The sequence below is a fragment of the Pseudomonas sp. B21-040 genome, from assembly GCF_024748695.1.
Taxonomy (GTDB): domain Bacteria; phylum Pseudomonadota; class Gammaproteobacteria; order Pseudomonadales; family Pseudomonadaceae; genus Aquipseudomonas.
This window is the reverse complement of record NZ_CP087176.1, coordinates 5,608,329-5,632,770: the sequence shown is the minus strand read 5'-3', so window position 1 is coordinate 5,632,770 and position 24,442 is coordinate 5,608,329. Positions and strand designations below refer to the sequence as shown.

At 58.7% G+C, this 24,442-nt stretch carries 21 protein-coding genes, 2 tRNA genes and 1 pseudogene; 10 read left to right on the top strand and 14 right to left on the bottom strand.

Features of this window, described 5'->3' with window-relative positions; all coding sequences use genetic code 11:
* Positions 1 to 3 precede the first annotated feature (3 nt).
* Entirely contained in the window at positions 4 to 1,701 is a 1,698-nt protein-coding gene (locus LOY55_RS25755) for a molecular chaperone HscC (RefSeq protein ID WP_109787804.1), read from the bottom strand.
* A 139-nt stretch (positions 1,702 to 1,840) separates the two neighbouring features.
* Positions 1,841 to 3,304, bottom strand: a complete 1,464-nt coding sequence (locus LOY55_RS25750) for a short-chain fatty acid transporter (RefSeq protein WP_175648971.1) — start codon at positions 3,302 to 3,304, stop codon at positions 1,841 to 1,843.
* A 157-nt stretch (positions 3,305 to 3,461) separates the two neighbouring features.
* Between LOY55_RS25750 and LOY55_RS25745 the strand changes: the two genes are divergently transcribed.
* The 4 genes and pseudogenes from LOY55_RS25745 to LOY55_RS25735 all read left to right on the top strand — a co-directional run bounded on the left by LOY55_RS25745 (position 3,462) and on the right by LOY55_RS25735 (position 6,868).
* On the top strand, positions 3,462 to 4,775 hold the full coding sequence (locus tag LOY55_RS25745) for an MFS transporter (protein WP_046030117.1): 1,314 nt from the start codon (positions 3,462 to 3,464) through the stop codon (positions 4,773 to 4,775).
* Between the two features lie 80 nt (positions 4,776 to 4,855).
* Positions 4,856 to 5,680 (top strand): annotated as a pseudogene (locus LOY55_RS31295) (PAS domain-containing protein); the annotation flags it as partial.
* Positions 5,660 to 6,220: a methyl-accepting chemotaxis protein gene (locus LOY55_RS31290; protein ID WP_408981006.1), complete on the top strand. Its 561-nt coding sequence runs from the start codon at positions 5,660 to 5,662 to the stop codon at positions 6,218 to 6,220. The pseudogene LOY55_RS31295 and the gene LOY55_RS31290, both read left to right, overlap by 21 nt.
* Before the next feature lie 51 nt (positions 6,221 to 6,271).
* Positions 6,272 to 6,868, top strand: coding sequence for a flavin reductase family protein (locus LOY55_RS25735; protein ID WP_223523496.1), 597 nt, complete (start codon positions 6,272 to 6,274; stop codon positions 6,866 to 6,868).
* An 11-nt stretch (positions 6,869 to 6,879) separates the two neighbouring features.
* On the opposite strand, the gene LOY55_RS25730 is transcribed toward LOY55_RS25735, so the two are convergent.
* Positions 6,880 to 7,248, bottom strand: coding sequence for a cupin domain-containing protein (locus LOY55_RS25730; RefSeq protein WP_046030120.1), 369 nt, complete (start codon positions 7,246 to 7,248; stop codon positions 6,880 to 6,882).
* A gap of 76 nt (positions 7,249 to 7,324) precedes the next feature.
* Positions 7,325 to 8,137 carry an AraC family transcriptional regulator gene (locus LOY55_RS25725; RefSeq protein ID WP_109787808.1) on the bottom strand — a complete coding sequence of 271 codons (813 nt, stop codon included), beginning with the start codon at positions 8,135 to 8,137 and terminating at the stop codon, positions 7,325 to 7,327.
* Between the two features lie 165 nt (positions 8,138 to 8,302).
* On the opposite strand from LOY55_RS25725, the gene ddlA reads away from it, so the two are divergent.
* Positions 8,303 to 9,397: a D-alanine--D-alanine ligase gene (ddlA, locus tag LOY55_RS25720; protein ID WP_109787809.1), complete on the top strand. Its 1,095-nt coding sequence runs from the start codon at positions 8,303 to 8,305 to the stop codon at positions 9,395 to 9,397.
* Positions 9,398 to 9,532: 135 nt separating this feature from the next.
* On the top strand, positions 9,533 to 9,961 hold the full coding sequence (locus LOY55_RS25715; protein ID WP_223523494.1) for a molybdopterin-binding protein: 429 nt from the start codon (positions 9,533 to 9,535) through the stop codon (positions 9,959 to 9,961).
* A 106-nt stretch (positions 9,962 to 10,067) separates the two neighbouring features.
* Here LOY55_RS25715 and ggt read toward each other — a convergent pair whose 3' ends face one another.
* On the bottom strand, positions 10,068 to 11,885 hold the full coding sequence (ggt, locus tag LOY55_RS25710; RefSeq protein WP_258667086.1) for a gamma-glutamyltransferase: 1,818 nt from the start codon (positions 11,883 to 11,885) through the stop codon (positions 10,068 to 10,070).
* Positions 11,886 to 12,049: 164 nt separating this feature from the next.
* Between ggt and LOY55_RS25705 the strand changes: the two genes are divergently transcribed.
* A complete protein-coding gene (locus LOY55_RS25705) occupies positions 12,050 to 13,159 on the top strand; it encodes a DUF2817 domain-containing protein (RefSeq protein WP_109787812.1) in 1,110 nt (369 codons plus the stop codon).
* Between the two features lie 89 nt (positions 13,160 to 13,248).
* Here the strand turns inward: LOY55_RS25705 and LOY55_RS25700 are convergent.
* Both LOY55_RS25700 and LOY55_RS25695 read right to left on the bottom strand, forming a co-directional pair.
* A tRNA-Met gene (locus LOY55_RS25700) sits at positions 13,249 to 13,325 on the bottom strand.
* Positions 13,326 to 13,441: 116 nt separating this feature from the next.
* Positions 13,442 to 15,496, bottom strand: a complete 2,055-nt coding sequence (locus LOY55_RS25695) for a methyl-accepting chemotaxis protein (RefSeq protein WP_109787813.1) — start codon at positions 15,494 to 15,496, stop codon at positions 13,442 to 13,444.
* 333 nt (positions 15,497 to 15,829) lie between these two features.
* On the opposite strand from LOY55_RS25695, the gene LOY55_RS25690 reads away from it, so the two are divergent.
* Complete coding sequence (locus LOY55_RS25690) at positions 15,830 to 17,047, top strand: MFS transporter (protein ID WP_046030128.1); 1,218 nt, start codon at positions 15,830 to 15,832, stop codon at positions 17,045 to 17,047.
* 27 nt (positions 17,048 to 17,074) lie between these two features.
* Here the strand turns inward: LOY55_RS25690 and LOY55_RS25685 are convergent, their stop codons facing one another.
* Complete coding sequence (locus LOY55_RS25685; RefSeq protein WP_223523491.1) at positions 17,075 to 17,920, bottom strand: AraC family transcriptional regulator; 846 nt, start codon at positions 17,918 to 17,920, stop codon at positions 17,075 to 17,077.
* An 83-nt stretch (positions 17,921 to 18,003) separates the two neighbouring features.
* Here LOY55_RS25685 and LOY55_RS25680 point away from each other — a divergent pair, with 83 nt between their 5' ends.
* Entirely contained in the window at positions 18,004 to 18,627 is a 624-nt protein-coding gene (locus LOY55_RS25680) for a glutathione S-transferase family protein (RefSeq protein WP_223523489.1), read from the top strand.
* A 169-nt stretch (positions 18,628 to 18,796) separates the two neighbouring features.
* A complete protein-coding gene (locus LOY55_RS25675) occupies positions 18,797 to 19,702 on the top strand; it encodes a DMT family transporter (protein WP_223523487.1) in 906 nt (301 codons plus the stop codon).
* 172 nt (positions 19,703 to 19,874) lie between these two features.
* On the opposite strand, the gene ychF is transcribed toward LOY55_RS25675, so the two are convergent.
* From ychF to ispE, 6 genes are all read right to left on the bottom strand, one after another.
* Positions 19,875 to 20,975 carry a redox-regulated ATPase YchF gene (gene ychF / locus LOY55_RS25670; RefSeq protein ID WP_077431265.1) on the bottom strand — a complete coding sequence of 367 codons (1,101 nt, stop codon included), beginning with the start codon at positions 20,973 to 20,975 and terminating at the stop codon, positions 19,875 to 19,877.
* Between the two features lie 22 nt (positions 20,976 to 20,997).
* Entirely contained in the window at positions 20,998 to 21,582 is a 585-nt protein-coding gene (gene pth / locus LOY55_RS25665; protein WP_046030136.1) for an aminoacyl-tRNA hydrolase, read from the bottom strand.
* Between the two features lie 168 nt (positions 21,583 to 21,750).
* Positions 21,751 to 22,350: a 50S ribosomal protein L25/general stress protein Ctc gene (locus LOY55_RS25660; RefSeq protein ID WP_018929567.1), complete on the bottom strand. Its 600-nt coding sequence runs from the start codon at positions 22,348 to 22,350 to the stop codon at positions 21,751 to 21,753.
* A gap of 141 nt (positions 22,351 to 22,491) precedes the next feature.
* Positions 22,492 to 23,433 carry a ribose-phosphate pyrophosphokinase gene (locus LOY55_RS25655; RefSeq protein WP_003208392.1) on the bottom strand — a complete coding sequence of 314 codons (942 nt, stop codon included), beginning with the start codon at positions 23,431 to 23,433 and terminating at the stop codon, positions 22,492 to 22,494.
* 46 nt (positions 23,434 to 23,479) lie between these two features.
* Positions 23,480 to 23,554: transfer RNA gene (locus tag LOY55_RS25650), tRNA-Gln, on the bottom strand.
* A 36-nt stretch (positions 23,555 to 23,590) separates the two neighbouring features.
* Entirely contained in the window at positions 23,591 to 24,442 is an 852-nt protein-coding gene (gene ispE / locus LOY55_RS25645; protein WP_223523502.1) for a 4-(cytidine 5'-diphospho)-2-C-methyl-D-erythritol kinase, read from the bottom strand.

Below are 24,442 nucleotides of genomic sequence, written 5' to 3'. Positions count from 1 at the left end.
TCCTTATTGCCAGAGGCCGCTGTCGAGGTTGCTCAATTGCAGGGTCAGCTCGCTGCGCGCTTCACGGATCCGGCGTTCGTCCTGGGACTCCAGCACGCTCTGGAATTGCCGGGCCCACTGACCAATCTGGTCACGCATCTGCCCCAGACTTTCCTGATACAGACGCTCAAGGCGTGCCGTCAACACGGTGTTGACCTGCTGATCACGAGGATGGATCTTCAGCAACGCCAGGCCCTGCAAGCGCTCTTGAATCTCTTCGGCGGTGAGTACGCCGGGATTGTTCTCGATCACCAACGAATGCAAGTCGCCGGTCAGCGGCACGACCACCTGAGCTTCCAGCAGGCCGTTGTTGTCGTAGGTGAAGCGCACGTCCAGCGCCACTTCACCGGCCTTGCGTTTAGGCACTTTGATGTCCAGTTCACCCAGCGCGACGTTATCTTTGACCAAGCGGCTCTCGCCTTGAAAGATCTTCAGTCGCACGCATTCCTGGTTGTCTTGCAGGGTGTAAACGGTTTTGACCCGGCTCACCGGCACGATGCTGTTGCGCTCGATGATCGGCAGGTAATGGCCACTTTCGAATTGCTGGCCAATTTGGGTCGAGGTCTCGATGCCCAAGGTGTAAGAGCAGACGTCTGTCAGCACCACTTCTTCCAGCGCGGCGGAGCGGGCTTTCAGTGCCGCTTGAATAGCTGCGCCGTGGGCCACCACTTCGTCCGGGTCGAGGCTGATGGACGGGAAGCGGCCAAACAGTCCCGCCGCGAGTTTGCGCACCAGCGGCATGCGTGTCGTGCCGCCTACCAGCAGGATTTCGTCGAGATCGCTGACCCGAATGCGCGCATCTCGCAACGCGCGTTCGATCGGTGTGCGCAAGCGTTCAAGCAGCGGCGTGTAGAGGGTGGCCAGTTGCTGTTGGGTGATGGTCTGCGACCATTGTTGGCCATCCACCCGCAGGCTGAACTCCACACTGTTTTCCTGGCCCAGGGCTTTGCGCACGCGCTCGGCTTCGCGCCGTAATGGCTGGATAACGCTGGCGCGGTCCGGGAAGTTGTCGGTGGTGCGATGGTGGTCAAGAAAGTGCTCAAGTAGCACGCTGTCGAAATCCTCACCGCCCAGAAAGTTGTCGCCGGCGCTGGCGCGCACTTCCATCACACCGTCGAAGAGCTCCAGGATCGACACGTCGAAGGTGCCGCCACCGAGGTCGAAAACCAGGAACGAGGTTTCCTTGTCGCGTTGATGCAACCCATACGCCAGCGCTGCCGCCGTCGGTTCGTTGATCAGTTTTTCAACCTTCAAGCCGGCCAGTTCCCCGGCAATGCGCGTGGCTTTGCGCTGGGCATCGCTGAAATAGGCCGGGACGCTAATGACCGCTTCATGCACCGTCTCACCGAAGGCCCGTTCGACGTCTTCCTTCAGGCTCTTGAGCACCAATGCCGAGAGCTCTTCGGGGCGGAATGTCCTGTCCCCGAGGCGCACTTCGGTGGCGCTGCCCATGTGGCGCTTGAACAGTGACGCGGTTTGGCGCGAGTGGGTGTGCAACCGCTCACGGGCTGCCTGGCCGACCAGCACCCGACCCTGATCATCGAGACCGACCACGCTCGGTGTGAGGAACTGGCCCAGGGCATTGGGCACCAACTCGCTCGACTCGCCCCGCCAAACGGCGACGAGGCTGTTGGTGGTCCCCAGGTCAATCCCTACGATCATCACGTGAACTCCCTTTGCGGTTTGCAAAAAACTGAAACAGTTAATATCCGTCCAAGGATATTACTGGAGCAGTGGAGCCGGCAAAGGAAAGTAGTGGCACTGAGCTATTATTTTACATAGCTCAGTGCATTGATCGGGCTCAAGGCATCACCGGCGCCGTATACGTCAGCGTCGTGCCCAGCGCCCATAGCAGAAACAGCACCAGCGGCGTGTGCACCAGCAACTGCACAAACGAAAACCCGATCAGGTCACGCGCCTTCAATCCGAGCACGCCCAGCAGCGGCAGCATGTAGAACGGGTTGATCAGGTTCGGCAGGGCTTCGGCTGCGTTGTAGATCTGCACGGCCCAGCCCAAGTGGTAATTGAGGTCGGTGGCCACTTGCATGACGTATGGCGCTTCGATGATCCACTTGCCGCCGCCGGACGGGATGAAGAAGCCGAGAATCGCCGAGTACACGCCCATCAGCACCGCATAGGTGTCGTGGGAGGCGATGCTGACGAAGAAGGTCGAGATGTGGTGTGCCAGGGTCTGGGCATCAGCGCCTTTGACCGTGGTCATCAAGGCGGCGATCGAGCCGTACAGCGGGAACTGGATCAGCACGCCGGTGGTGGTCGGCACCGCGCGGGCCACGGCATCGAGGAAGCTGCGCGGGCGCCAGTGCAGCAGCGCGCCGAGCATCAGGAACAGGAAGTTGTAGGTGTTCAGCCCGGAGATGGCACTGAGCAACGGTTTGGTCGAAAACTCGTGAAACAGCCAGCCAGCTGCCAGCAGCACCAGCAAGAGGGTCAGCAGCGGGCTGTATTCCAGCCATTCGCCGGGGCGAGTGCGTGGTTGCAGTGGCGGCAGATTGAAACTCGGGTCGACGCCACAGGCTTTGGCGTCTCGGGCCGTGTTGGGGCCTGGTGCGGTGGCGTAGGCAACGATCAGCGAGACCACGATCAGCGCCAGCAGCATTACACCGGACTGCCACAAAAAGATCGTTTGGGTGAAGGGAATGACTCCGGTGATCGCCAGGATAGACGGCGGCAGGCTGGCCGGGTTGGCTTGAAGTTGTGCAGCGGAGGACGACAGGCCCAAGGCCCACACCGCACCAAGACCCAGATAGACGGCAGCGCCGGCGGCACGGTAATCCATTTTCAGATCGGTACGGCGGGCGAGGGCGCGCACCAGCAAGCCGCCAAACACCAGCGACAGACCCCAGTTCAATAGCGAAGCGACCATGGAAATCAACGCCACCCAAGCCACGGCCGAGCGACCGTTTTTCGGAAGACGGGCCAGACGGTTGATCAGTTTCACCGCCGGCGGCGAACTGGCGACCACATAGCCGCCAATGACCACGAACGCCATCTGCATGGTGAATGGAATCAGGCTCCAGAAGCCGTCGCCGAACGCCATGGCGGCATCAGTCGGTTTGGCGCCCATGAACAGCGTGGCCACGGCGACGATGATCACCGCCAGCGCGGCAAATACCCAAGAGTCGGGGAACCAGCGCTCGGCAAAACTTGAGCAGCGCAGGGCAAAACGGGCGGAGCGGGTATCTTCGATAGCAGCAGCCACGGGAAAACCTCGAATTGTTATGTTTATTGTGGTCTTTCGGGCCATAGAGGCCCGTCTAGACAGATGCCAACAGTAAATCAACCGTTGCTGTTTTGTGACCAGGTTTCACCTAAACAGGACTATGGTCTAACGGCTTGTCCGAGGAAGCGTTTGCGTAGACCATGGGCGCCTTGGTTTTTTACCGGTTGCAGAGTTCTTTTTCATGACCGCCAACACCCCTTCGCGCCCGACGCCTTTTACCCGCTCGGACTACAAGACCCTCGGCCTTGCGGCCCTGGGCGGTGCGCTGGAAATCTACGATTTCATCATCTTCGTGTTTTTCGCCCTGACCCTTAGCCAACTGTTTTTCCCGCCAGAAATGCCCGAATGGCTGCGCCTGCTGCAAAGTTTCGGCATCTTCGTCACCGGCTATCTGGCGCGGCCGTTGGGCGGGATTCTGATGGCGCATTTCGCCGACCGACTGGGTCGCAAGAAGGTCTTCAGCCTGAGCATCCTGATGATGGCGCTGCCGTGCCTGCTGATCGGGATCATGCCGACCTACGCGCAAATCGGATATTTCGCGCCGCTACTGCTGTTGGCCCTGCGCGTTTTGCAAGGCGCGGCGGTGGGCGGGGAAGTGCCGAGTGCCTGGGTGTTTGTCGCCGAGCACGCGCCGGCCGGGCATCGCGGTTATGCGCTCGGTTTCCTGCAGGCGGGATTGACCTTTGGCTACTTGATCGGCGCCCTGACGGCGACCTTTCTGGCACAAGCGTTCACCCCGGCCGAAATCCTTGATTACGCCTGGCGTTATCCATTCCTGTTGGGCGGTGTGTTCGGCGTGATTGGCGTCTGGCTGCGCCGCTGGCTGAATGAAACCCCGGTGTTCATGGCGATGCAGGCCCAGCGCGATGCCGCCGTCGAACTGCCGCTGCGCACGGTCTTGCGCGAACATCGCCTGGCGATGTTGCCGGCGATGATCCTCACCTGCGTGCTGACCTCAGCGGTGGTGGTCTTCGTGGTCATCACGCCGACCATGATGCAAAAGACCTTCGGCATGACCGCCAGCCACACCTTCGCCTTGAGTGCATTGGGCATCGTGTTCCTCAATATCGGCTGCGTGCTCGCCGGTTGGCTGGTCGATCGCATCGGCGCCTGGCGCACGGTCATGTTTTATAGCCTGTTGCTGCCGCTGGGTATTGGCGTGCTCTATACCTGCCTGATTACTGGCGGCAACTGGATCGGTCTGGCGTACACGATTGCCGGTCTGAGTTGCGGCGTGGTCGGCGCGGTGCCGTCGGTGATGGTCAGCCTGTTCCCGGCGCGGGTTCGCGTTTCAGGAATTTCCTTCACCTACAACATTGCCTACGCCGCGTGGGCGAGTATCACACCGTTGTTGCTGATCGGTCTGATGCCGTGGAGCCCATGGATTTGCGTGATGTTCTGTACGGTCATGGGGGCCGTAGGCGTCGGCAGCGCGGCGTATTTTGGTGCGCGGATGCCCAGAGCCGGCCAATGCGCAGCGGCTGGCGCGATGTAATCGCAGGGTAGATCCCTCGCGTTGCAATTATTTTTGTAGGACAACCCTGAGGCACTCTTCAGAAAACACCCACAAGGCCGATGGCTAGGCTGCATCCCGCTCTATTTCCTGCCTATCGGTACCTTCCCATGTTCAACAAACGCTTGAAGCAGGAGCTGTCGGCTCTTCGCGAAGAACTCTCCAGCCTTCAGCAAGTGAAGGACAGCCTGGAAAGCGAGATGCTGGTCCTGACCCTTGATCCTGATGGGCGGATTCAGTCGGCCAACCAGAACTTCATCGGCGAAATGCTCTACAAGAGCGCCGACCTGGTCGGCCGGCACATCGAAGACATCGTCCCCGTGCATGTGAAGTCCGATGAATTCCACCGCCGCTTCCAAAACGCGCTGACCCGCGGCGAGCATTTCGCCGGGGCCGTTCGCTTGCTGCGTGGCAATGGCCAGGAAGCGTGGTTGCGCTCGATTTTTCAGCCAGTGCGCTCGGCGGATGGCCGGATCAAACACTTCTCGCTTTACTCCAGCGACCTGACCCGCACCATCGAAGCGTCTCGCGAGCACGAGAACCTGATCGGCGCGCTGGTGCGTTCAACGGCAGTCATCGAGTTCGATCTGGACGGCAACGTGCTGACAGCCAATGATCGGTTCCTCAGCGGCATGGGTTACAGCCTGGCGCAAATCAAAGGTAAACATCACCGCACGTTCTGTGATCCGCAGGAATTCAACAGCACTGAATACCAGGATTTCTGGCGCCGCCTGAACGCCGGTGAGTTTGTCGCCGGCCGTTTCAAACGCTTCGACAGCCATGGGCGTATGGTCTGGCTGGAGGCCTCTTACAACCCGGTGGTCGACGCCAACAACAAGCTCTACAAAGTGGTGAAGTTCGCCACTGTGATTACCGATCAGGTCAATCAGGAGAACGCCGTGGCGCAAGCGGCGAACATCGCCTACAGCACCTCTCAGCAGACCGACCAGAGCGCCCAGCGCGGCACGGCCGTGGTGACTCAGGCGGTGGATGTGATGCGCGACCTGGCGAAGCACATGCAAACCGCGGGCGATGGCATCGAAGCCTTGAATGAGCAATCGCTGGTGATCGGCACCATCGTCAAAACCATCAGCGGCATCGCCGAACAGACCAACCTGCTGGCGCTCAACGCGGCCATCGAGGCGGCTCGGGCTGGCGAACAGGGCCGAGGGTTTGCCGTGGTCGCAGACGAGGTTCGACAGTTGGCCTCTCGCACCAGCCAGGCCACCGATGAGATTGTCGGTGTCGTGCGTCAGAACCAGGAGATGGCGCGCAATGCCGTGGCCCTGATGACCGACGGCAAGCTCCAGGCCGAACAAGGCCTGGCGCTGGCGGCGGAGGCGGGCACAGTGATCGTCGAGATTCAGGACGGTGCGCAGAAAGTGGTGAACGCGGTCGGGCAGTTTGCCAATCAGCTCGCGACTTGATGCCAGCGCGGTGGAAATCGCTACAATCGGCTCTTTTCAGGAGCAGACACCATGAGCGCTTCCCACCGCCGGCCGGTTCCTTTGCCCAAGGCTTACCGTTTGCTCAATCACGGGCCCACCGTACTGGTGAGCGCAGCCCATGACGGTCAGCGCAACATCATGGCCGCCGCCTGGGCCATGCCGCTGGATTTCGAACCGCCGAAAATTGCCGTGGTGCTGGATAAATCCACCTGGACCCGGCAACTGCTCGAGGCCTCGGGGACGTTCGTGCTGAACGTTCCTTGCGCGGCTCAAGCCGATATCACGCAGACCGTTGGTTCGACATCAGGCCTGGAATTGACCCAAGGCCAAGGCCAGGACAAGTTTCAGGCTTATGGCTTGCAAACTTTCAGTGGCGAATTGATTGACGCGCCGATGCTCGAAGGCTGCGTTGCATGGCTGGAATGTCGACTGCTGCCGGAGCCCAACAATCATCAGCAGTACGATCTGTTCCTGGCTGAGGTGATTGCCGCTCAGGCCGATGAGCGGGTATTCAGCGACGGACGCTGGCACTTCGAAGGGCAGGATGCATTGCGCACCCTGCACCATGTGGCAGGCGGGCATTTCTTGACAATCGGCGACCCGGTGGACGGCAAGACCCTGGCGTAAACCCGCCAGGTTCACACCCAGACGTCATTCAATGCGGTCCGTTCGCCACCTTCGCTGCCGGTATTCAGCACACCCTTGGGCTCGATCAGCAGCAACTTTACTTCCTGATCGGCAGACGGTTTGTGCTCGACGCCCTTGGGCACCACGAACATTTCACCGGCATTCACCAGCACGTGGCCATCGCGAAAGTCGAGGCGCAATTGCCCTTCGATGACGATGAAGGTTTCGTCGGTTTCCAGGTGATCGTGCCAGATGAAATCCCCTAGCAGCTTTACTACCTTGAACTGATAGTCGTTCATTTCGGCGATGACCCGAGGCGCCCAGTGTGCGTCGATCCGGGCGATTTTTTCAGCGAAGTTCAGGCTTTTGTAAGCGCTCATGAAGCGGTTCTCCAGGTTGATCGTGAACCCACGATAACCCGCGTATCGGTCAGCTTCTTGTACGATTGTGCGTGGCTCAGCGACGGTGCATTTTCATCCAGCGAGCCGGCGACAGACCGTAGGTTTTGCTGAATTGCCGGGTCATGTGGCTCTGGTCGGTGAAGCCGGCAATCAGCGCGGCACTGACCAGTGGCTGGCCCTGGATCAGCAGCGAACGGACCAGGTCCAGGCGTCGCATCGTCAGGTATCGATAGGGGCTGGTGCCAAACAGAAGGCGAAAGTCGCGTGACAGGCTCCACCGATCACGACCGCTGTGGTGCGCCAGTTCCTCCAGGGTCACAGTGCGATCGAGTGCGCTGTGGATGAACTCCCGCGCACGTTCGGCGGCCACGTAATCGAAGGATTGGCGCGGGACGCCGGTCGCTCCCGAAACGCTGCTCAGGGCTTGCGCCAGATCGTACAGCGCGTCCTGTTCTTCCAACGGGTCGAGCGGGCAATCGAGGCTTCGCAGCAGCACATCGGTGGCGGCGAACAGGCGAGGGTCAGTCGATAGTCCGGTCTTGATGAACGGCAGCGGCTGACCGCCGAGCATCTGCTGGATCAGCGCCGGTTCGATGTACATCATTCGGTATTTGAAACCGGCCTCGGTGCCGGCCTCGCCATCGTGGACTTCGTCCGGGTGCAACACCAGGGTCCCGCCCGGCAGGCTATGGCGCCATCCTCCTCGGTACTGAAAGCTCTGCACGCCGGCCAGGGTTCGGCCGATGGCGTAGGTGTCGTGACGATGAAGGTCGTAGCCGTGGCCGGAAAAAAACGCTTCGAAACGCTGCAGCCCGCCGACGTCGGGCGCGCGGTGGAACCAGTCGATGGGGAGCGTCTGCTTGGCCATGGTGTTGTGTCTTGAACGCGATGAAGAACACGTTAACCCAGTGGTTGACCCTCTGTCTTCCCACCGATAAAACGCGTCCGTCGGGTAGAAAACCCTAGGCAAATGTTGCAAGGTTCCCTCTGCTGTCCGGTACACAGTGAGTGGCCAATCGTTGAGGTGTCTTGAATGAGTAAATTGCGGGTAGGCATTATTTTTGGCGGTCGTTCGGCGGAGCACGAAGTATCGCTGCAATCGGCGAAGAACATTGTCGATGCACTTGACCGCTCGCGCTTCGAGCCGGTGCTGATCGGCATCGACAAGCAAGGCCACTGGCACCTCAACGACCCTTCGAACTTCCTGCTCAATCAGGAAAACCCGGCGCTGATCGCCCTCAATCAGTCCAATCGTGAACTGGCGGTGGTGCCGGGAAAAGCCAGCCAGCAATTGGTGGAAACCACCGGTCAGGAACTGCTGGGCCACGTCGATGTGATCTTCCCGATTGTCCACGGCACCCTGGGTGAAGACGGTTGCCTGCAAGGCCTGTTGCGCATGGCCGACTTGCCCTTTGTCGGTTCCGACGTGCTGGGTTCGGCGGTGTGCATGGACAAGGACATCAGCAAACGCCTGCTGCGTGACGCCGGGTTGGCGGTCACGCCGTTCGTCACCCTGACCCGCGCCACGGCGGCGCGTATCGGGTTCGCCGAGGTGCAGGGCAAGCTCGGCCTGCCGTTGTTCGTCAAACCGGCGAACCAGGGTTCGTCCGTGGGCGTGAGCAAGGTCAACGACGCAACCGAGTACGAAGCGGCTGTGGAGCTGGCCCTGGGTTTCGATGAAAAAGTCCTGATCGAATCCGCCGTCAAAGGCCGTGAGATCGAGTGTGCAGTGCTTGGCAACGAAGACGCTATCGCCAGCGGGTGTGGTGAAATCGTGGTGAGCAGCGGCTTCTATTCCTACGACTGCAAATACATCGATGACCAGGCGGCGCAGGTCGTGGTGCCGGCAGACATCAGCGTGGAGGCCAGCGAACGCATCCGGGCGTTGGCCGTCGAAGCGTTCCAGCTGCTGGGTTGCTCCGGGCTGGCGCGGGTCGATGTGTTCCTCACCGACAGCGGCGAAGTACTGATCAACGAGATCAACTCGTTACCCGGCTTCACCCGAATCAGCATGTACCCCAAGCTCTGGCAGGCCACCGGCATGACCTACAGCGAACTGGTCAGTCGTTTGATCGATCTGGCGCTGGAAAAGCACCAGCGGCGACAGGTTTTGAAGATCACGCGCTAAGCTGTTTTTTCCAGCGTCGTACTCAATCCCGGGTTTGAAGCGTGGAGGTAGCCGAGTGCGTCGTTGCGTCACACAACGTTATCCGGAATGATGGGTTAAGTTGTATACAATAATTTCCATTCAGGGAGACAAAGCGTGAAAGTCAGCGCGCGTAACGTATTCAAAGGCACCATCAGTCAACTGCAGCCGGGCGCGGTCAACGCCGAAGTCTCGCTGAAACTCCCGGGCGGCAATGAGCTGGTCGCCGTGGTGACCATGCAAAGCGTGAAAAGCCTGGGCCTGGCGGTCGGCAAGGAAGCGGTTGCGCTGGTGAAGGCGCCGTGGGTCATGCTGATGACCGAGTCCAGCGACATTCGTCTCTCGGCGCGTAACTGCCTGGAAGGCATCGTCACCAATGTCACCGATGGCGCAGTGAATGCCGAAGTGGTGATCAAGCTCGATGGCGGCAGCGAGGTTTATTCAATCGTCACCCGTGAAGCGGTTGCAGAGCTGGGCCTGGCGCCGGGTGTGAGTGCGACGGCGGTGATCAAGGCGTCGCATATTATTTTGGGTGTGCCGGCCTGAAGCGTTTGCGTGTAGGAAAAGCCTATACGCGACAACCGATCAGAATGTGAAACCTGTAAAAAAGGGCCTACCTTGCGGTAAGCCCTTTTTCATTCCCGCGTACGAATCAATCCCCCAACGCTTCCCTCTCACGCCGCGGATCGGCCCCTCCGGCCAGCGACGCATTCCCCTGTGCATCCTTCACCCGGACAATCGCCTGGGTGCCGCTGGTCATGTCGATCTCACTCACGCCGTGCCCCTTGTCCTTCAGCGCCTGAATCAGCTCCGCGCTGAACTGCCCCCGTTCCAGTTCGGTCGGGCCGTTGCGGCTGCCGAAGTTGGGCAGGTTGATGGCGGCTTGTGGGGCGAGGTTCCAGTCGAGCAGGCCGAGGGTGGTTTTGGTGACGTACTCGATAATTTGCGAGCCGCCGGGAGAGCCGAGGGTGGCGAGGAATTCACCGCTCTGACGATCGAAGATCAGGGTCGGCGCCATGGACGAGCGCGGGCGTTTGCCAGGCTCGACTCGGTTGGCAACTTTTTGCCCGTTTTCTTCGGGGATGAACGAGAAGTCGGTCATCTCGTTGTTGAGCAGGAATCCCTGGACCATCACGTGCGAGCCAAAGGCCGATTCAATGGTGGTGGTCATGGATACGGCGCCGCCTTCGTCATCCACTGCCACCACTTGTGAGGTGGAAATGCGTAGCGGTGAACGGTCCGGTGCATAGGCGACTTGAATGCCTGGCGGGGTGCCGGGTTTGGCCGTGCCCATGCTGTGGTCACCGATCAGGGCGGCGCGGCTGGCCAGATAAGTTGGGTCCACCAGCCCTTTGACCGGCACGGGCACGAAGTCGGTGTCGGCGACGTACTGTGCGCGGTCGGCGTAGGCCAGGCGCTCGGCTTCCGAGATCAGATGCACGGCTTCGGGGGCGGGTTCGGTGCCTGCCGGTTTGTCAGTCCTGACCGGTTTGAGCGGTGCGAGAGCAAAGCGTGGGTCGCGGTTTTCCAGAGCCTGCAAGGTGCCGAGGATCTGCGCCACGGCGATCCCGCCGGACGATGGCGGCGGCATGCCGCAAATCTGCCAGCGTTTGTAATCGGTGCACAGCGGCACACGTTCCTTGGCCTTGTAGCCTTGCAGATCGTTCAGCGACAGGCTGCCGGGGTTAGCGTGGCCCTGAACCTTGGCGACGATCTCTTGCGCGACAGCGCCTGTGTACAACGCGTCAGGCCCTTCCTTGGCAATGCGTTTCAGCACCGCGGCCAGTGCCGGATTCTTCAACAGCGTGCCGGCAGCTTTCGGGCTGCCATCCGCGTTCATAAAGTAGGCCACCATGTCTGGCGAACTGCGCATGGACGCATCCGAAGCGATCAGTTGATGAAGGCGCGGCGAGATGGCGAAGCCTTGCTCCGCGAGTTTGATGGCCGGCTCGAACAGCTTCGCCCACGGCAGGCGACCGTGTTTGCGATGGGCCAATTCAAGCGCCCGCAACACGCCCGGCGTCCCCACCGAGCGCCCCCCGATCTGCGCCTGGGTAAACGCCATCGGGGTGCCGTCGGTCTGTAGGAAAAGCTTCTCGGTGGCGCCGTGCGGTGCGGTTTCGCGACCGTCGAAGGTGCGCACCGCCTTGCCATCCCAGAGCACGATCAACGCGCCGCCACCAATGCCGGAGGATTGCGGCTCGACCAGCGTCAACACCGCTTGCATCGCAATCGCAGCATCAATTGCCGAACCACCCTGGCGCAGCATCTCCCGGCCGGCTTCAGCCGCCAGTGGATTAGCCGCTGCTGCCATGTGTCTGGACGCGTGGCGGGTTTGCAGGTCGGTGCGATAGCCAGAGGCGACTTCCGGAGCGACAGGCAAGGTCGAGGAGGGCGGAGAATGACAAGCAGCGAGGGTTAACGCGGCGGCGATCAGCGAAAGGGTTGAAAGGCGAAGGGTTGAGAACATGTTGGGGCACTCCGTCCGTGGGAAAGTTACCGGGACTTTATCGGCCGACTCGGCATGGCGCAAACCAAGGCCTACAGTAAAGCTGCATTTGCCCTTCAGGAGTCGAAGGATTTTCTGTAGGGTCGAGCGCAACAGATTGGCCAGAAGATCAACAAGAGGCAGACATGCAGACCGAGTTCCCCACCCAGCCAAGTTACCGCACCCAGCGCGAACAGTTCATCGCGGCAGCCACCGCGGCCGGTGCGACGTTGACCGAGTACCCGCATCCGCTCAAGGGGCCTTTCGGTGAGTCGTTGAGCACCGATGTGGCGGTGCTGGGCGATCCGGGCGCCAAGCGGTTGCTCATCGCGTTGAGTGGCACCCATGGCGTCGAAGGCTTCTACGGGTCGGGTTGCCAGATCAAATGGCTGCAGGAGTTGGGCAAGCGCTCACTGCCGACTGACGTCGCCGTGGTGTTCATACACCTGATTAATCCTTGGGGCACCGCGTGGCTGCGCCGGGTCAACGAGGACAACATCGACCTGAACCGCAATCACCTGAACTTCGAGCGTGCGTTGCCGGACAATCAGGCTTATGCAGCGCTGCATGAGATCTATGCCTGCACCGAACTGCAAGGTCCTGAGCGTGAGCGTACCGATGCCTTGCTCGACGAGCAGATTCGCCAGCATGGCTGGCCGGCGGTGATGTCGATTGTCGAGGGCGGTCAGCACAGTCACCCTGATGGCCTGTTTTACGGCGGGCTGGCGCCAAGCTGGTCGAACCGCACATTGCACGCGATCATGCAAAAGCACATGGCCCATGCCGATGTGGCCATGTGTTTCGACTTGCACACAGGGGCCGGTGAGTACGGTCATCCGATGTTGCTGACGATCACCGAAACGGCTTATCCGGCCCTTCCAGACGCGCAGGCCATTTACGGCCCATGGCTCTATACGCTGCTGACCGGCGCCGACACATTGAGCGAAACCGGCGTGGCGGCCACGGCGACCGGCTACACCTCGCAGGCGTTGGTCGATGCCTTGCCCCACGTACGGCTGATGCCGTTTGTCATCGAGTGTGGGACGTATCCGGGCGCGGACGTGCATCGCCATTTGCGCGATGACCACTGGCTGCATCTGCATGGTAATCCGAGTGATGCCGTGGGGCGCGGGATCAAGCTGAATCTGCTGGAGCAGTTCTATCCGGCAGACAGCGACTGGCAGGCGATGGTCTGGCTGCGCACCTGGCAGATTTGGGAGCGGGCGCTGTCTGCACTGCCGACGATTCGCACCTGACGCGGATGACCTTGAACCCTTGCGGTTCAAGGTACTTTTCTCGAGGCATAAAAAAACGGCCTACCTTTCGGTAAGCCGTTTTTAGTACTTGGTGGCTACACAGGGACTTGAACCCCGGACCCCAGCATTATGAATGCTATGCTCTAACCAACTGAGCTATGTAGCCAAGTGGCGCGCATTATTGGCTTGGAACGATGATGTGTCAAGCGTAAATCTAAAATATTTCTCTACGCTTTCAACCGCTTATCCTCCTGACCCGAAAAATCGGGCCAGGGGAGGGTGTTAACCGAGCTGAAATCTCCCGGTATTTGCGCTCAGGGCCTTGCTGCCCTGGCTCAAGGTATCTGCTGCCAGGTTCACCGCCCGCGCGCCTTCAAGCAACCTCACTGCCGCCTGATCGACTTGCTGGATGTTGCCGCTGACCTCATCGGCGGTACTGGCCTGTTCTTCCACGGCGGTCGCAATCTGCGCCAGAGTGTCAGTCACGCCTTGCACCGCATGGGCAATTTCGCCAAGGCGTTCGCCCAGGCCGGTGACCGACTGGGCATCACTTTGTGCCTGGCTACAGGCTGCTTCCATCAGGCTGACCGCCTCATTCACGGTACTGCGCAGGCTGTCGACCGTGCCGGCGATTTGCGCGGTGGAAGACTGGGTGCGTTGCGACAGGCTGCGCACTTCATCGGCGACCACGGCAAAACCGCGACCTTGTTCGCCTGCGCGAGCCGCCTCGATCGCAGCATTGAGTGCCAACAGGTTGGTTTGTTCGGCGACCCCGCGAATGGTGTCCACCACCAACTGAATCTGTTGCCCTTGTTCACTGACCCTGCCCAGTGCCGCGGCGGTGTCGTTCAAGCGTTGATTGAGCTGCTGAATGCTGGCGGTCGTGCGCTGACTGTCTCGACTGCTGTCGGCGGCAATGCGCTGGGTGTGCTGAGCGCTGCCTGACGCCTGTTCACAGCTCTGGGCGACCCCTTGAGAAGTAGCCGCCAGTTGCGTGGCCGCAGCGGCGATCTGGCTGATTTGCAATTGCTGCGCTTCGACTTCGCCGAGTGCGCCACTGGAGTGCTGATTGAGCGTGCGTACGGCGTTGCTCACTTGCAAGGTTTCGTGATCGACCCCCAGCAAGCTGTTGCGCAATTGCACCACGGCGACGTTAAGGGCGGTGCTGATGGCCGCCAGTTCGTCACGGCCCTGCACCGGGGCTTGCAGGCTCAGATTGCCGTCACGCAAGGCTTCGGCCAGCAGCGTGATACCGCTGGCGCTACGACGGATCGAGGCTTGCAGGCAGATAAACAGGTACAGCGCGGCCAGGAGCAGACAGCCAAAGATGGTCGCCACCACAATGAATTGCCGAATCGCCGAGCCGTGGTAGTAATACAGGCGCTGATCCAGCGACGTCAATGACTGCTGGCGCAACGCGGCGAGGTCGGTGAGCAGGGCGTCCAGGTTGCGTTCGAACTCTTCCGGCTTGAGCGTAATGCTGCCGCCGAACACCCCGTCATCCAGGACTTTCAGGCTCGCGTCCAGGTGTTTCAGGTTGTCATGGTATTGCCCGGCCCAGCTTTGCAAAGCACTTGGCAGGCGCGCTTCCAGGAGCGTGGCGGTTTTCACCAGCTGCTCCCGGGCATCACCGATACGGCTGCGCAAATCACGCAATTGCAGGCGGCTTTGCAGCGTGAACTGCCCCGAGACAACCGACGCCTGACCCACGCTGGCCAGGCGGCCGACCCGTTCGATCAGGTCAGGCGCGTGTTGCGTCGAGATCTGCGTCAGCAGGTAGGTTTCCAGCCAGGGCGCGAGTGTCAGGCGATTGTCCATGGCGATCTGTTCACGCAGGGCTTGCAGTGCGCTCAAGGCGTTGGTGAAACGGTCGTAACCGTCTGGCCACCAGCCAACACTGCTCAGGCTTTTCGAGTCCAGGCCATTGAGGGCAGTTTGCAGGGCTTGATACCGGGTCAGCGTCTCGCCCTCGGCCCCTTCGGTTTTCAGTGCATTGCCCAGGTCCGACGTGGCTTGAGCGACGGCAGGCTGAACCGCATCAAACGCGCCCATCGCGGCGATGGTCGCCGGCGTCGGCTGGCGATTGGTTTCCGTGGCGCGCCAGCGAGCAGCGCGGTCCCGCTGGGCGGCGAGCAGGTTGTCGAGCGCATCCAGCGCGAGCAACTGACGCACACCGGCACGTTCGCCGGAGATCAGATTGAGTTTGTCGCGATAATCCTGACCAATCATCCACAGGCTGCCCGTCAGCGGCAGGATGAACAGCAGAAACAACAGCTGAAATTTGCGTGCGAAGCCAAAACGCCCCAGCAACCCGATCCCCGGTGATAAAAAAGACATGCCCCATGACTCCTCTGGACACCACGCACCATCGGCGTGCGTCGAGGTCATTGCGACCGCGACATGTGCCCTTTTAAAAGGCCTCGAAAGTTCACCCTCGCCAGCTCTGTAGGCCGACTCTGTAGCGAAACTTCCCATTCTCGGTCCTCTTTGTAAGAGGCCCGCGTTGAAGGTGTTAAACAAGGCAAGATTCAGACCATGGCGTTGCGCTATCACCTATCGGCCGATGAAAGATTAGTTCGTTAGCTGGCTAAGGGGATGGCGTTGTCGCACCGAAAAATGGCACATTGACGCACCTGCCCGCATGCACCCATCTGCTATACGGAAATACTCATGGCTATCAGCACTACCCAGACCGGCACGACGTCGGCTCCCGCGACTTCACAAAGCAGCCCTCTAGTCATGCGCATCATCGGCGCGGTGGCGCTGGCGCACCTCATCAATGACCTGATCCAGTCGGTGCTGCCGTCGATTTATCCGATGCTCAAGGCCAGCTATGGCCTGACCTTTACCCAGATCGGATTGATCACGTTGACCTTCCAACTGACCGCTTCGCTATTGCAGCCGTGGGTCGGTTATTACACGGACAGACATCCCAAGCCCTGGCTGCTGCCCGCTGGCACGGTGTGCACGCTGATCGGCATTTTGATGATGTCCGTGGTTGGCACCTTCCCGTTGATTCTGCTGGCGGCGGGGTTGATCGGTATCGGGTCGTCGACCTTTCACCCCGAAGCATCTCGCGTGGCGCGACTGGCCTCGGGCGGACGATTTGGCCTGGCGCAATCGACCTTTCAGGTGGGCGGTAATGCCGGCTCGGCGTTCGGTCCGTTGTTGGCGGCGGCGATCATTATTCCTTATGGCCAGGGGCATGTGGCCTGGTTCGGATTATTCGCGGTGTTCGCGCTGTTCGTGCTCTACCGGATCAGCCGCTGGTACGCCAACCACTTGAGCCTGTTCAAGCTCAAACAAGGCCAGGCGGCGACTCATGGCCTGTCCAAGGGGCGGGTGACCAGTGCGCTGGTGGTGCTCGGTTTGCTGGTGTTCTCCAAGTATTTCTACATGTCCAGCCTCACCAGCTACTTCACGTTCTACCTGATCGAGAAGTTCGACCTGTCGGTGGCCAGTTCGCAGTTGCACCTGTTCCTGTTTCTGGGCGCGGTCGCGGCGGGGACCTTCTTTGGTGGGCCGATTGGCGACAAGATCGGGCGTAAGGCAGTGATCTGGTTCTCGATCCTGGGTGTGGCGCCGTTCACGCTGTTGCTGCCGCATGTCGACCTGTTCTGGACCAGCATCCTCAGCGTGATCATCGGTTTCATCCTGGCTTCGGCATTCTCGGCCATTGTGGTTTACGCGCAGGAACTGGTGCCGGGCAATGTCGGAATGATTGCCGGCGTGTTCTTCGGTTTGATGTTCGGCTTTGGCGGGATCGGCGCGGCGTTGCTCGGGCATCTGGCGGACGTGCACGGCATCGAATACGTGTACTTCCTGTGCTCGTTCCTGCCGTTGTTTGGTGTGTTGGCGATCTTTTTGCCGCGAACCAAAAAGGCCTGATAGCTCTTGGGCGGGTGTTTTACAGGCTCAGGCACTGCTATTGCGGAAACTACCGGGTGTGATGCCCACTACTTTTTTGAACGCTCGGGTCATGTGGCTTTGATCGAAGAAGCCGCAGGTGAATGACGCTTCTGCGAGACTGGATCCGGTGCGCAGCAGTTTTTGGACCTGGGCGATTCTTTTCTGAATCTGATAGCTGTGGGGCGAGACGCCAACGCTTTTTTTGAACACCCGGATCAGGTAAAGAGGGTCAAGGTTCACCAGTTGCGCCAGTTCTTCCAGAGACAGATGTTTGTCGAACTCTTCTTCGAGCTTCCTCTTGATCCTTTGCACGGCGTGCTGCTCAACCGCACTGACGGTTTCGATGGGCGCTCCGCTGCGCTCGAAGAGCTGCGTCACCAGATCCAGCAGGATCGTTTCCCGTTCAAGGCTGGAGGGCGATTTCTCAATGAGTTGATGTTGATGCAAAAAGGTCCGGGCGAAGTCGGGGGCCTGGCTCAGCGCTGTTTGAAAAAGATGAATATGATCGTCTGAAAAACGCCCTTGAAACACCATCCGATTGACCCATTCGGGGTCGATATAGAGCATTCGATACATCCAGCCCTCATCATGGCCTGGCAAGCCGTCGTGGATCTCCCCGGGGGTAATGGTGACCACACTGTCAGCGACGCCCATGTAGTAATTGCCGCGATAAAAAAGTTTTTCAACCCCGCTACTTATAACGCCGATAGCGTACCGGTCATGTGAATGTCGGCCGAAAGATTGAGTGCTGTAACGCGCAGATAGCAACTCACAGTCGCCTTCGGGTATACGCCAGAATTGAACAAAGTCCTTGTCTTTTTGAGGGGCTTTGTTGCGGCGACTTTTGTCCATGAATTGTCCAGTTTTGTGCAATACGTATGAAAAAAAGGTCGCTAAATTTAGCACCTGTTTCATAACACAAGCTAGGGGGTACGATGTCTACAAAACTGGTAGTTGGGGATTTTAATAAGTCTTCATGGTCATTTCGTGCGTGGCTGGTTCTTGTGACAGCGGATGTTGAATTTGAAACCCTTCAGATCAAACTGGAACAAAGCGACACCCGCCAGCGCATTCTGGAGCACTCGCCTTCCGGCAAGGTGCCGGCGCTGCTGCTTGATGATGTCGTCATCAACGACAGCCTGGCCATCAGCGAATACATTGCCGATTCCTATCCGGCCGCCAACCTTTGGCCCCGGGATTCAAGGGTCAAGGCTCTGGCACGCGCTGCTGCGGCAGAGATGCACTCCGGTTTCATCTACCTGCGCACGCAGATGTCGTTTGGCCTGAACACAGGCGACATCCCGGAAAGCCTGACCGCTGAGACGGAAGGGGAAATCATGCGGATATTCGCTATCTGGAACCAGCTCCGTGAGGTGAGTGGTTCAACAAAGTTTCTCTGCGGTGACTTCGGCATTGTGGATGCGATGTTTGTTCCGGTGGTGTTCCGCTTCCGTCGTTATGGTATTGCCATCCCTGCGCAACTGCAGGGCTATGTCGAAAATATTCTGGGTTTTTCACCGGTACAACAATGGTTGAAGTTGGCCGCGCAAGAAGTTTAAAGAGAGGTATTGTTGCTAACGCTTAATGCCAATTAATAGTAAGTGCATTTTGGCACATGGCAGAAAAGACCTTTGGGGATTTTCTGCTTTGTCGAATCTGATAGTTGCTCACCTGGGGAGTTGTGAGTACTCATAAAGTTAATGCCGGTCTTTATCAATGAGGTTTCTCATGGCGACTAATAACAATCGGGCAATCATTGAATTGACCGTCGGTGGACTGATGCTCAGTCTGTCTGCTCTAGCCGTCGCTTTCGCCCATATCGGCGCGGGTGGCGCAGGGTTCTATCGGATGGTGTTCGCCTCGATCCTGTTCTTCCTGCTGCTCAAGGTGCGCAAAACACCGGTGCTCCTCAAAAGTGCCAAGGCGCAGCTGTACACCGCGTTGGCTGGGGTGTTTTTGGCCATTGACCTGGTGCTTTGGCATCAGAGCATCTATATCGTCGGCCCGGGCATCGGGTCGATCCTGACCAACTGTCAGGTGTTCTTCATGACCCTGTTGGGGTTGTACCTGTTGAAGGAAAAACCTTCGATCTACTTCCTGGTCTCCATTAGCTTGGCATTTGTCGGGCTCTATCTGTTGTTGCTACCCGAGATGACCAGTGCGGTAGGGATCAAGGGCGTGGTGTATGGCGTGCTGTCGGGGCTGGCGTATGCCATCTGTGTGTATTTTCTGAAGATCAACACCCAATTGCCGGACGGCGGGGGTGACAAGATCGCACAGATGCTCAATTTGAGTCTTTGGGCGGCATTGGTTCTGCTGACATACGCGCTGGCAACTGGGGAAAGCCTGGCCATCGTGGATGGGCAAACCTTGCTGATGCTGATCATCTACGGGGTACTGGTGCAGTTTGCCGGCTGGTTGCTGGTCAACCGTTCGATCGGAGCAATCAGCCTGGGGTTGGCCGGTCTGATCCTGTTACTGGAGCCGGTGATCACCTATTTCATTGATGTCACCTTTCTCGGCAAGGCCAGCTCCACGCTGCAGATTTGTGGCGCGCTGCTGACTGTCTTTGCGGTTTATATCGGTTCAATCAAACCCCCTGAGAAAGCGCAGCCTTTGCCCGAGGCGACCTGACAAAAGGTTTATCACTGTGAGCCGTGACCCCGGTCAATACGTTACGCGCAGGCCCGCAAAGTTTGCGTGTCGTCGAGGAGAATGGTGATCCCAAGACGCAAAAATCCCCGTATCAGCAAGTGATTACGGGGATTTTCAGTCTATCGGGTTCCGTGTTAATCCACGGTCACCGTTACACGTTGAAGCGGAAGTGCATCACGTCGCCGTCTTTGACGATGTAGTCCTTGCCTTCCAGACGCCATTTACCGGCTTCTTTGGTGCCGGCTTCGCCCTTGTACTGGATGAAGTCGTCATAGGCGATGACTTCGGCGCGGATGAAGCCTTTTTCGAAGTCGGTGTGGATCACGCCAGCGGCTTGCGGTGCGGTGGCACCGACGCGAACGGTCCAGGCGCGGACTTCTTCAACACCAGCGGTGAAGTAGGTCTGCAGGTGCAGCATTTCGTAGCCAGCGCGGATCACGCGGTTCAGGCCAGGCTCTTCGAGGCCCAGGGCTTCGAGGAACATGTCTTTCTCTTCGCCGTCTTCCAGCTCGGCGATTTCGGCTTCGATCTTGTTGCAGACCGGAACCACCATGGCGCCTTCTTCGTCGGCGATGGCCTTGACGATGTCCAGCAGCGGGTTGTTCTCGAAACCGTCTTCAGCGACGTTGGCGATGTACATGACCGGCTTGGTGGTCAGCAGGTGGAAGCCACGAATCACTGCCTTGTCGTCGGCGCCCATGTTCTTCATCAGCGTGCGCGCAGGCTTGCCGAGGGTGAAGTGAGCGATCAGTTGCTCCAGCAGGCCTTTCTGGACCACGGCGTCCTTGTCGCCACCCTTGGCGTTGCGGGCGACTTTCTGCAGTTGCTTCTCGCAGCTGTCGAGGTCGGCGAAGATCAACTCCAGGTCGATGATCTCGATGTCGCGTTTCGGGTCGACGCTGTTGGAGACGTGAATCACGTTCTCGTCTTCGAAGCAGCGGACCACGTGGGCGATGGCATCGGTTTCACGGATGTTGGCGAGGAACTTGTTGCCCAGGCCTTCACCTTTCGAGGCGCCGGCAACCAGGCCTGCGATGTCGACGAATTCCATGGTGGTCGGCAGGATGCGCTTTGGATTGACGATGGCCGCCAGGGCATCCAGACGCGGATCCGGCATCGGCACGATACCGGTGTTCGGCTCGATGGTGCAGAAGGGGAAGTTTTCGGCCGCGATCCCGGATTTGGTCAGGGCGTTGAACAGGGTGGACTTGCCGACGTTAGGCAGGCCGACGATGCCGCAATTGAATCCCATGGTGTTTCCCCTCGGATTAGAGTCAGGCCTTCTGGCTGTGCAGGTTTTTCATCGCGCGGTTCCATTCACCGGCGAGGATATCCGGCAGCACGCCGAGGGCAAAGTCGATGCTGGCATCGAGTTTTTCCTGTTCGGCGCGTGGCGCACGACCCAGGACGAAATTTGAAACCATACTGGCAACGCCCGGGTGGCCAATGCCAAGCCGCAAGCGATGAAAGGTGTTCTGATTGCCCAGTTGCGCAATGATGTCGCGCAACCCGTTGTGACCGCCATGGCCGCCGCCCTGCTTGAGCTTGGCAACGCCCGGAGGCAGGTCGAGTTCGTCATGCGCCACGAGGATTTCTTCAGGCTTGATGCGGAAGAAACCTGCCAGGGCTGCTACGGCCTGGCCGCTACGGTTCATGTAGGTGGTGGGAATCAGCAGACGAACATCCTGACCCTGATGCGAATAGCGTCCGGTCAGGCCAAAATATTTGCGATCGGCGACAAGGTTTACACCTTGTGCGTTCGCGATGCGCTCAACAAAAAGGGCCCCTGCGTTATGCCGGGTCTGTTCGTATTCAGCACCTGGATTTCCCAGGCCAACGATCAGTTTAATGGCGGTCACGATAGGGGCCCTTCCTTGGAGTGGTGGATAACATCGCTGCAATCGGTGTGTGCGGCGAAAGTGGACGAAAATTGCTCATTTACCATTATGTAAACTCCGCGTTCCCGCCCGCTTTCTCGCTACGTTCCAGTCCGCGATGTTTCCGGTCACTCCGGCGTACAGAGTGAATTACTCTGCAGCGCCTTCTGCAGCTTCTGGAGCAACACGTGGAGCGTGAACGTTGGCAACAGCCAGGTCGTTACCGTGAGCCAGAGCAACAAATTCAACGCCTTTAGGAGCGCTGATGTCGGACAGGTGAATGATCGAGCCGACTTCGGCGTTAGCCAGGTCAACTTCGATGAATTCAGGCAGGTCTTTTGGCAGGCAGGACACTTCGATTTCAGCAACAACGTGCGAAATCTCGCCGCCTTTCTTCACTGGAGCAGCTTCGTTGATGAAGTGCACAGGAACGATAGCGGTCAGCTTTTGGCCGGCAACTACACGTACGAAGTCAGCGTGCATCACGTGGCCTTTGGCCGGGTGACGCTGCAGAGCCTTGATGATTACGTTTTGCTTGGTGCCGCCAACGTTCAGCTCGATGATGTGGCTGTAAGCCGCTTCGTTTTCGAGCAGTTTGGCAACTTCTTTAGCCAGCATGCTGATGGATTCAGGGGCTTTTTCGCCACCGTAAACTACAGCTGGTACCAGGCTTGCGAGACGACGCAGGCGGCGGCTCGCACCTTTCCCCAGGTCGGAACGCACTTCAGCATTCAGAGTAAAATCGTTCATGTTGTATCTCCAAAATAACCACATTCGCCCCAGCGTTTGCGACCAGCGCTAAAGGCGATATGGGCAAAAAAGCCCCGCCCCGACAGGAATGCCGGGGCGGGGCGCTTTTCGTCAACGCGATGATTGAAAAGGGCAGGGCCCTTAACGGAACATCGCGCTGATCGATTCTTCATTGCTGATGCGGCGGACCGCCTCGGCAACTACCGGCGCGATATCCAGTTGACGGATACGCGAGCAGGCTTGTGCAGCAGCGGACAACGGGATGGTGTTAGTCACCACCAGTTCGTCCAGCATGGAATTTTCAATGTTTTCGATCGCCCGACCGGACAGCACAGGGTGTGTGCAGTAGGCGAAAACCTTGGCAGCGCCATGCTCTTTCAAGGCCTTGGCCGCGTGGCACAAAGTGCCGGCGGTATCGACCATGTCATCGACCAGAATACAGGTACGCCCTTCGACATCACCGATGATATGCATCACTTCAGAGTGATTGGCTTTCTCACGGCGTTTGTCGATGATCCCGAGATCCACGCCCAGGGATTTGGCAACAGCACGTGCACGCACGACGCCACCAATGTCCGGGGACACGATCATCAGGTTTTCGAAGCGCTGATCTTCAATGTCATCCACCAATACAGGGGAGCCGTAGATGTTATCTACCGGAATATCGAAGAAACCCTGGATTTGGTCAGCATGCAGATCAACCGTGAGAACACGGTCGATGCCGACTACGGTAAGCATGTCAGCAACAACTTTCGCGCTGATAGCCACACGTGCGGAACGCGGACGGCGATCCTGACGGGCATAACCAAAGTAAGGAATAACAGCAGTGATACGAGTAGCCGAGGAGCGGCGGAAGGCATCAGCCATCACTACCAGTTCCATCAGGTTATCGTTGGTCGGAGCGCAAGTCGGCTGAATAATGAAGACATCTTTACCGCGGACGTTTTCATTGATCTCGGCTGTAATTTCGCCGTCGGAAAACTTACCGACAGAGATGTCACCGAGAGGGATATGCAGCTGACGTACGACACGCCGAGCCAGATCGGGGTTGGCGTTCCCCGTAAAGACCATCATCTTGGACACGCGCAGTACCTGAAGGCTGAGGGTAACCTGGATGAGTATAGGAAAATGGCAGGGGCGGCTGGATTCGAACCAACGCATGGCAGGATCAAAACCTGCTGCCTTACCGCTTGGCGACGCCCCTGTATCTGTTGCAACGATTACCCAGTAATCGGTTCCTTTAGAGCAGACTTTGCAGCTTGCGATGCAACATCGAAACGTTGCTTCCTTTTGCTACAAACCCTGTAAGGGTCTCTGTAAGAAGGGCCGAGACTTTATCAGCTTCAGCTTTGCTTGGGAAGCCCCCAAACACACAACTTCCAGTGCCAGTGAGTTTTGCTTCGGTAAAATTACCTAACAAATTCAATGCGTTACGTACCTCTGGATAACGCCTTGCTACTACCGGCAAGCAGTCATTACGACTGTTTCCCTTGGGAACGGGGCGCACTTTAATGGGAGGAGAGTTACGTGTCAACAGCGGATCTGAAAAAATTTCTGCTGTACTTACAGATACTTGCGGTATCAGCACGACATACCACGGTTCTTCGGGGTCTACAGGGGTCAGTTTCTCCCCGACGCCCTCGGCAAAAGCCGCATGGCCACGCACGAAAACCGGGACGTCAGCCCCCAGTCTCAGGCCCAGTGCCGCCAGTCGATCCTCGCCCCAACCCAATTGCCAAAGATGGTTGAGGCCCAGCAATGTCGTCGCGGCATTGGAGCTGCCGCCACCAATTCCACCGCCCATGGGCAGGACTTTTTCGATCCAGATATCAATGCCGAGTGCGCAACCGGATTGCTCCTGCAGTTGCTTCGCGGCCTTGACGATCAAATTGCTGTCGTGGGGAACACCCTCGAACTCGGTATGCAACCGGATCACACCGTCGTCGCGAACGGCAAAAGTAATTTCATCGCCGTAGTCGAGGAACTGAAAAATCGTCTGCAACTCGTGATAACCATCTTCACGTCGACCGAGGATGTGCAGCATCAGATTGAGTTTGGCCGGGGAGGGCAGTGTCAGGCGAGGCGCGGTCAT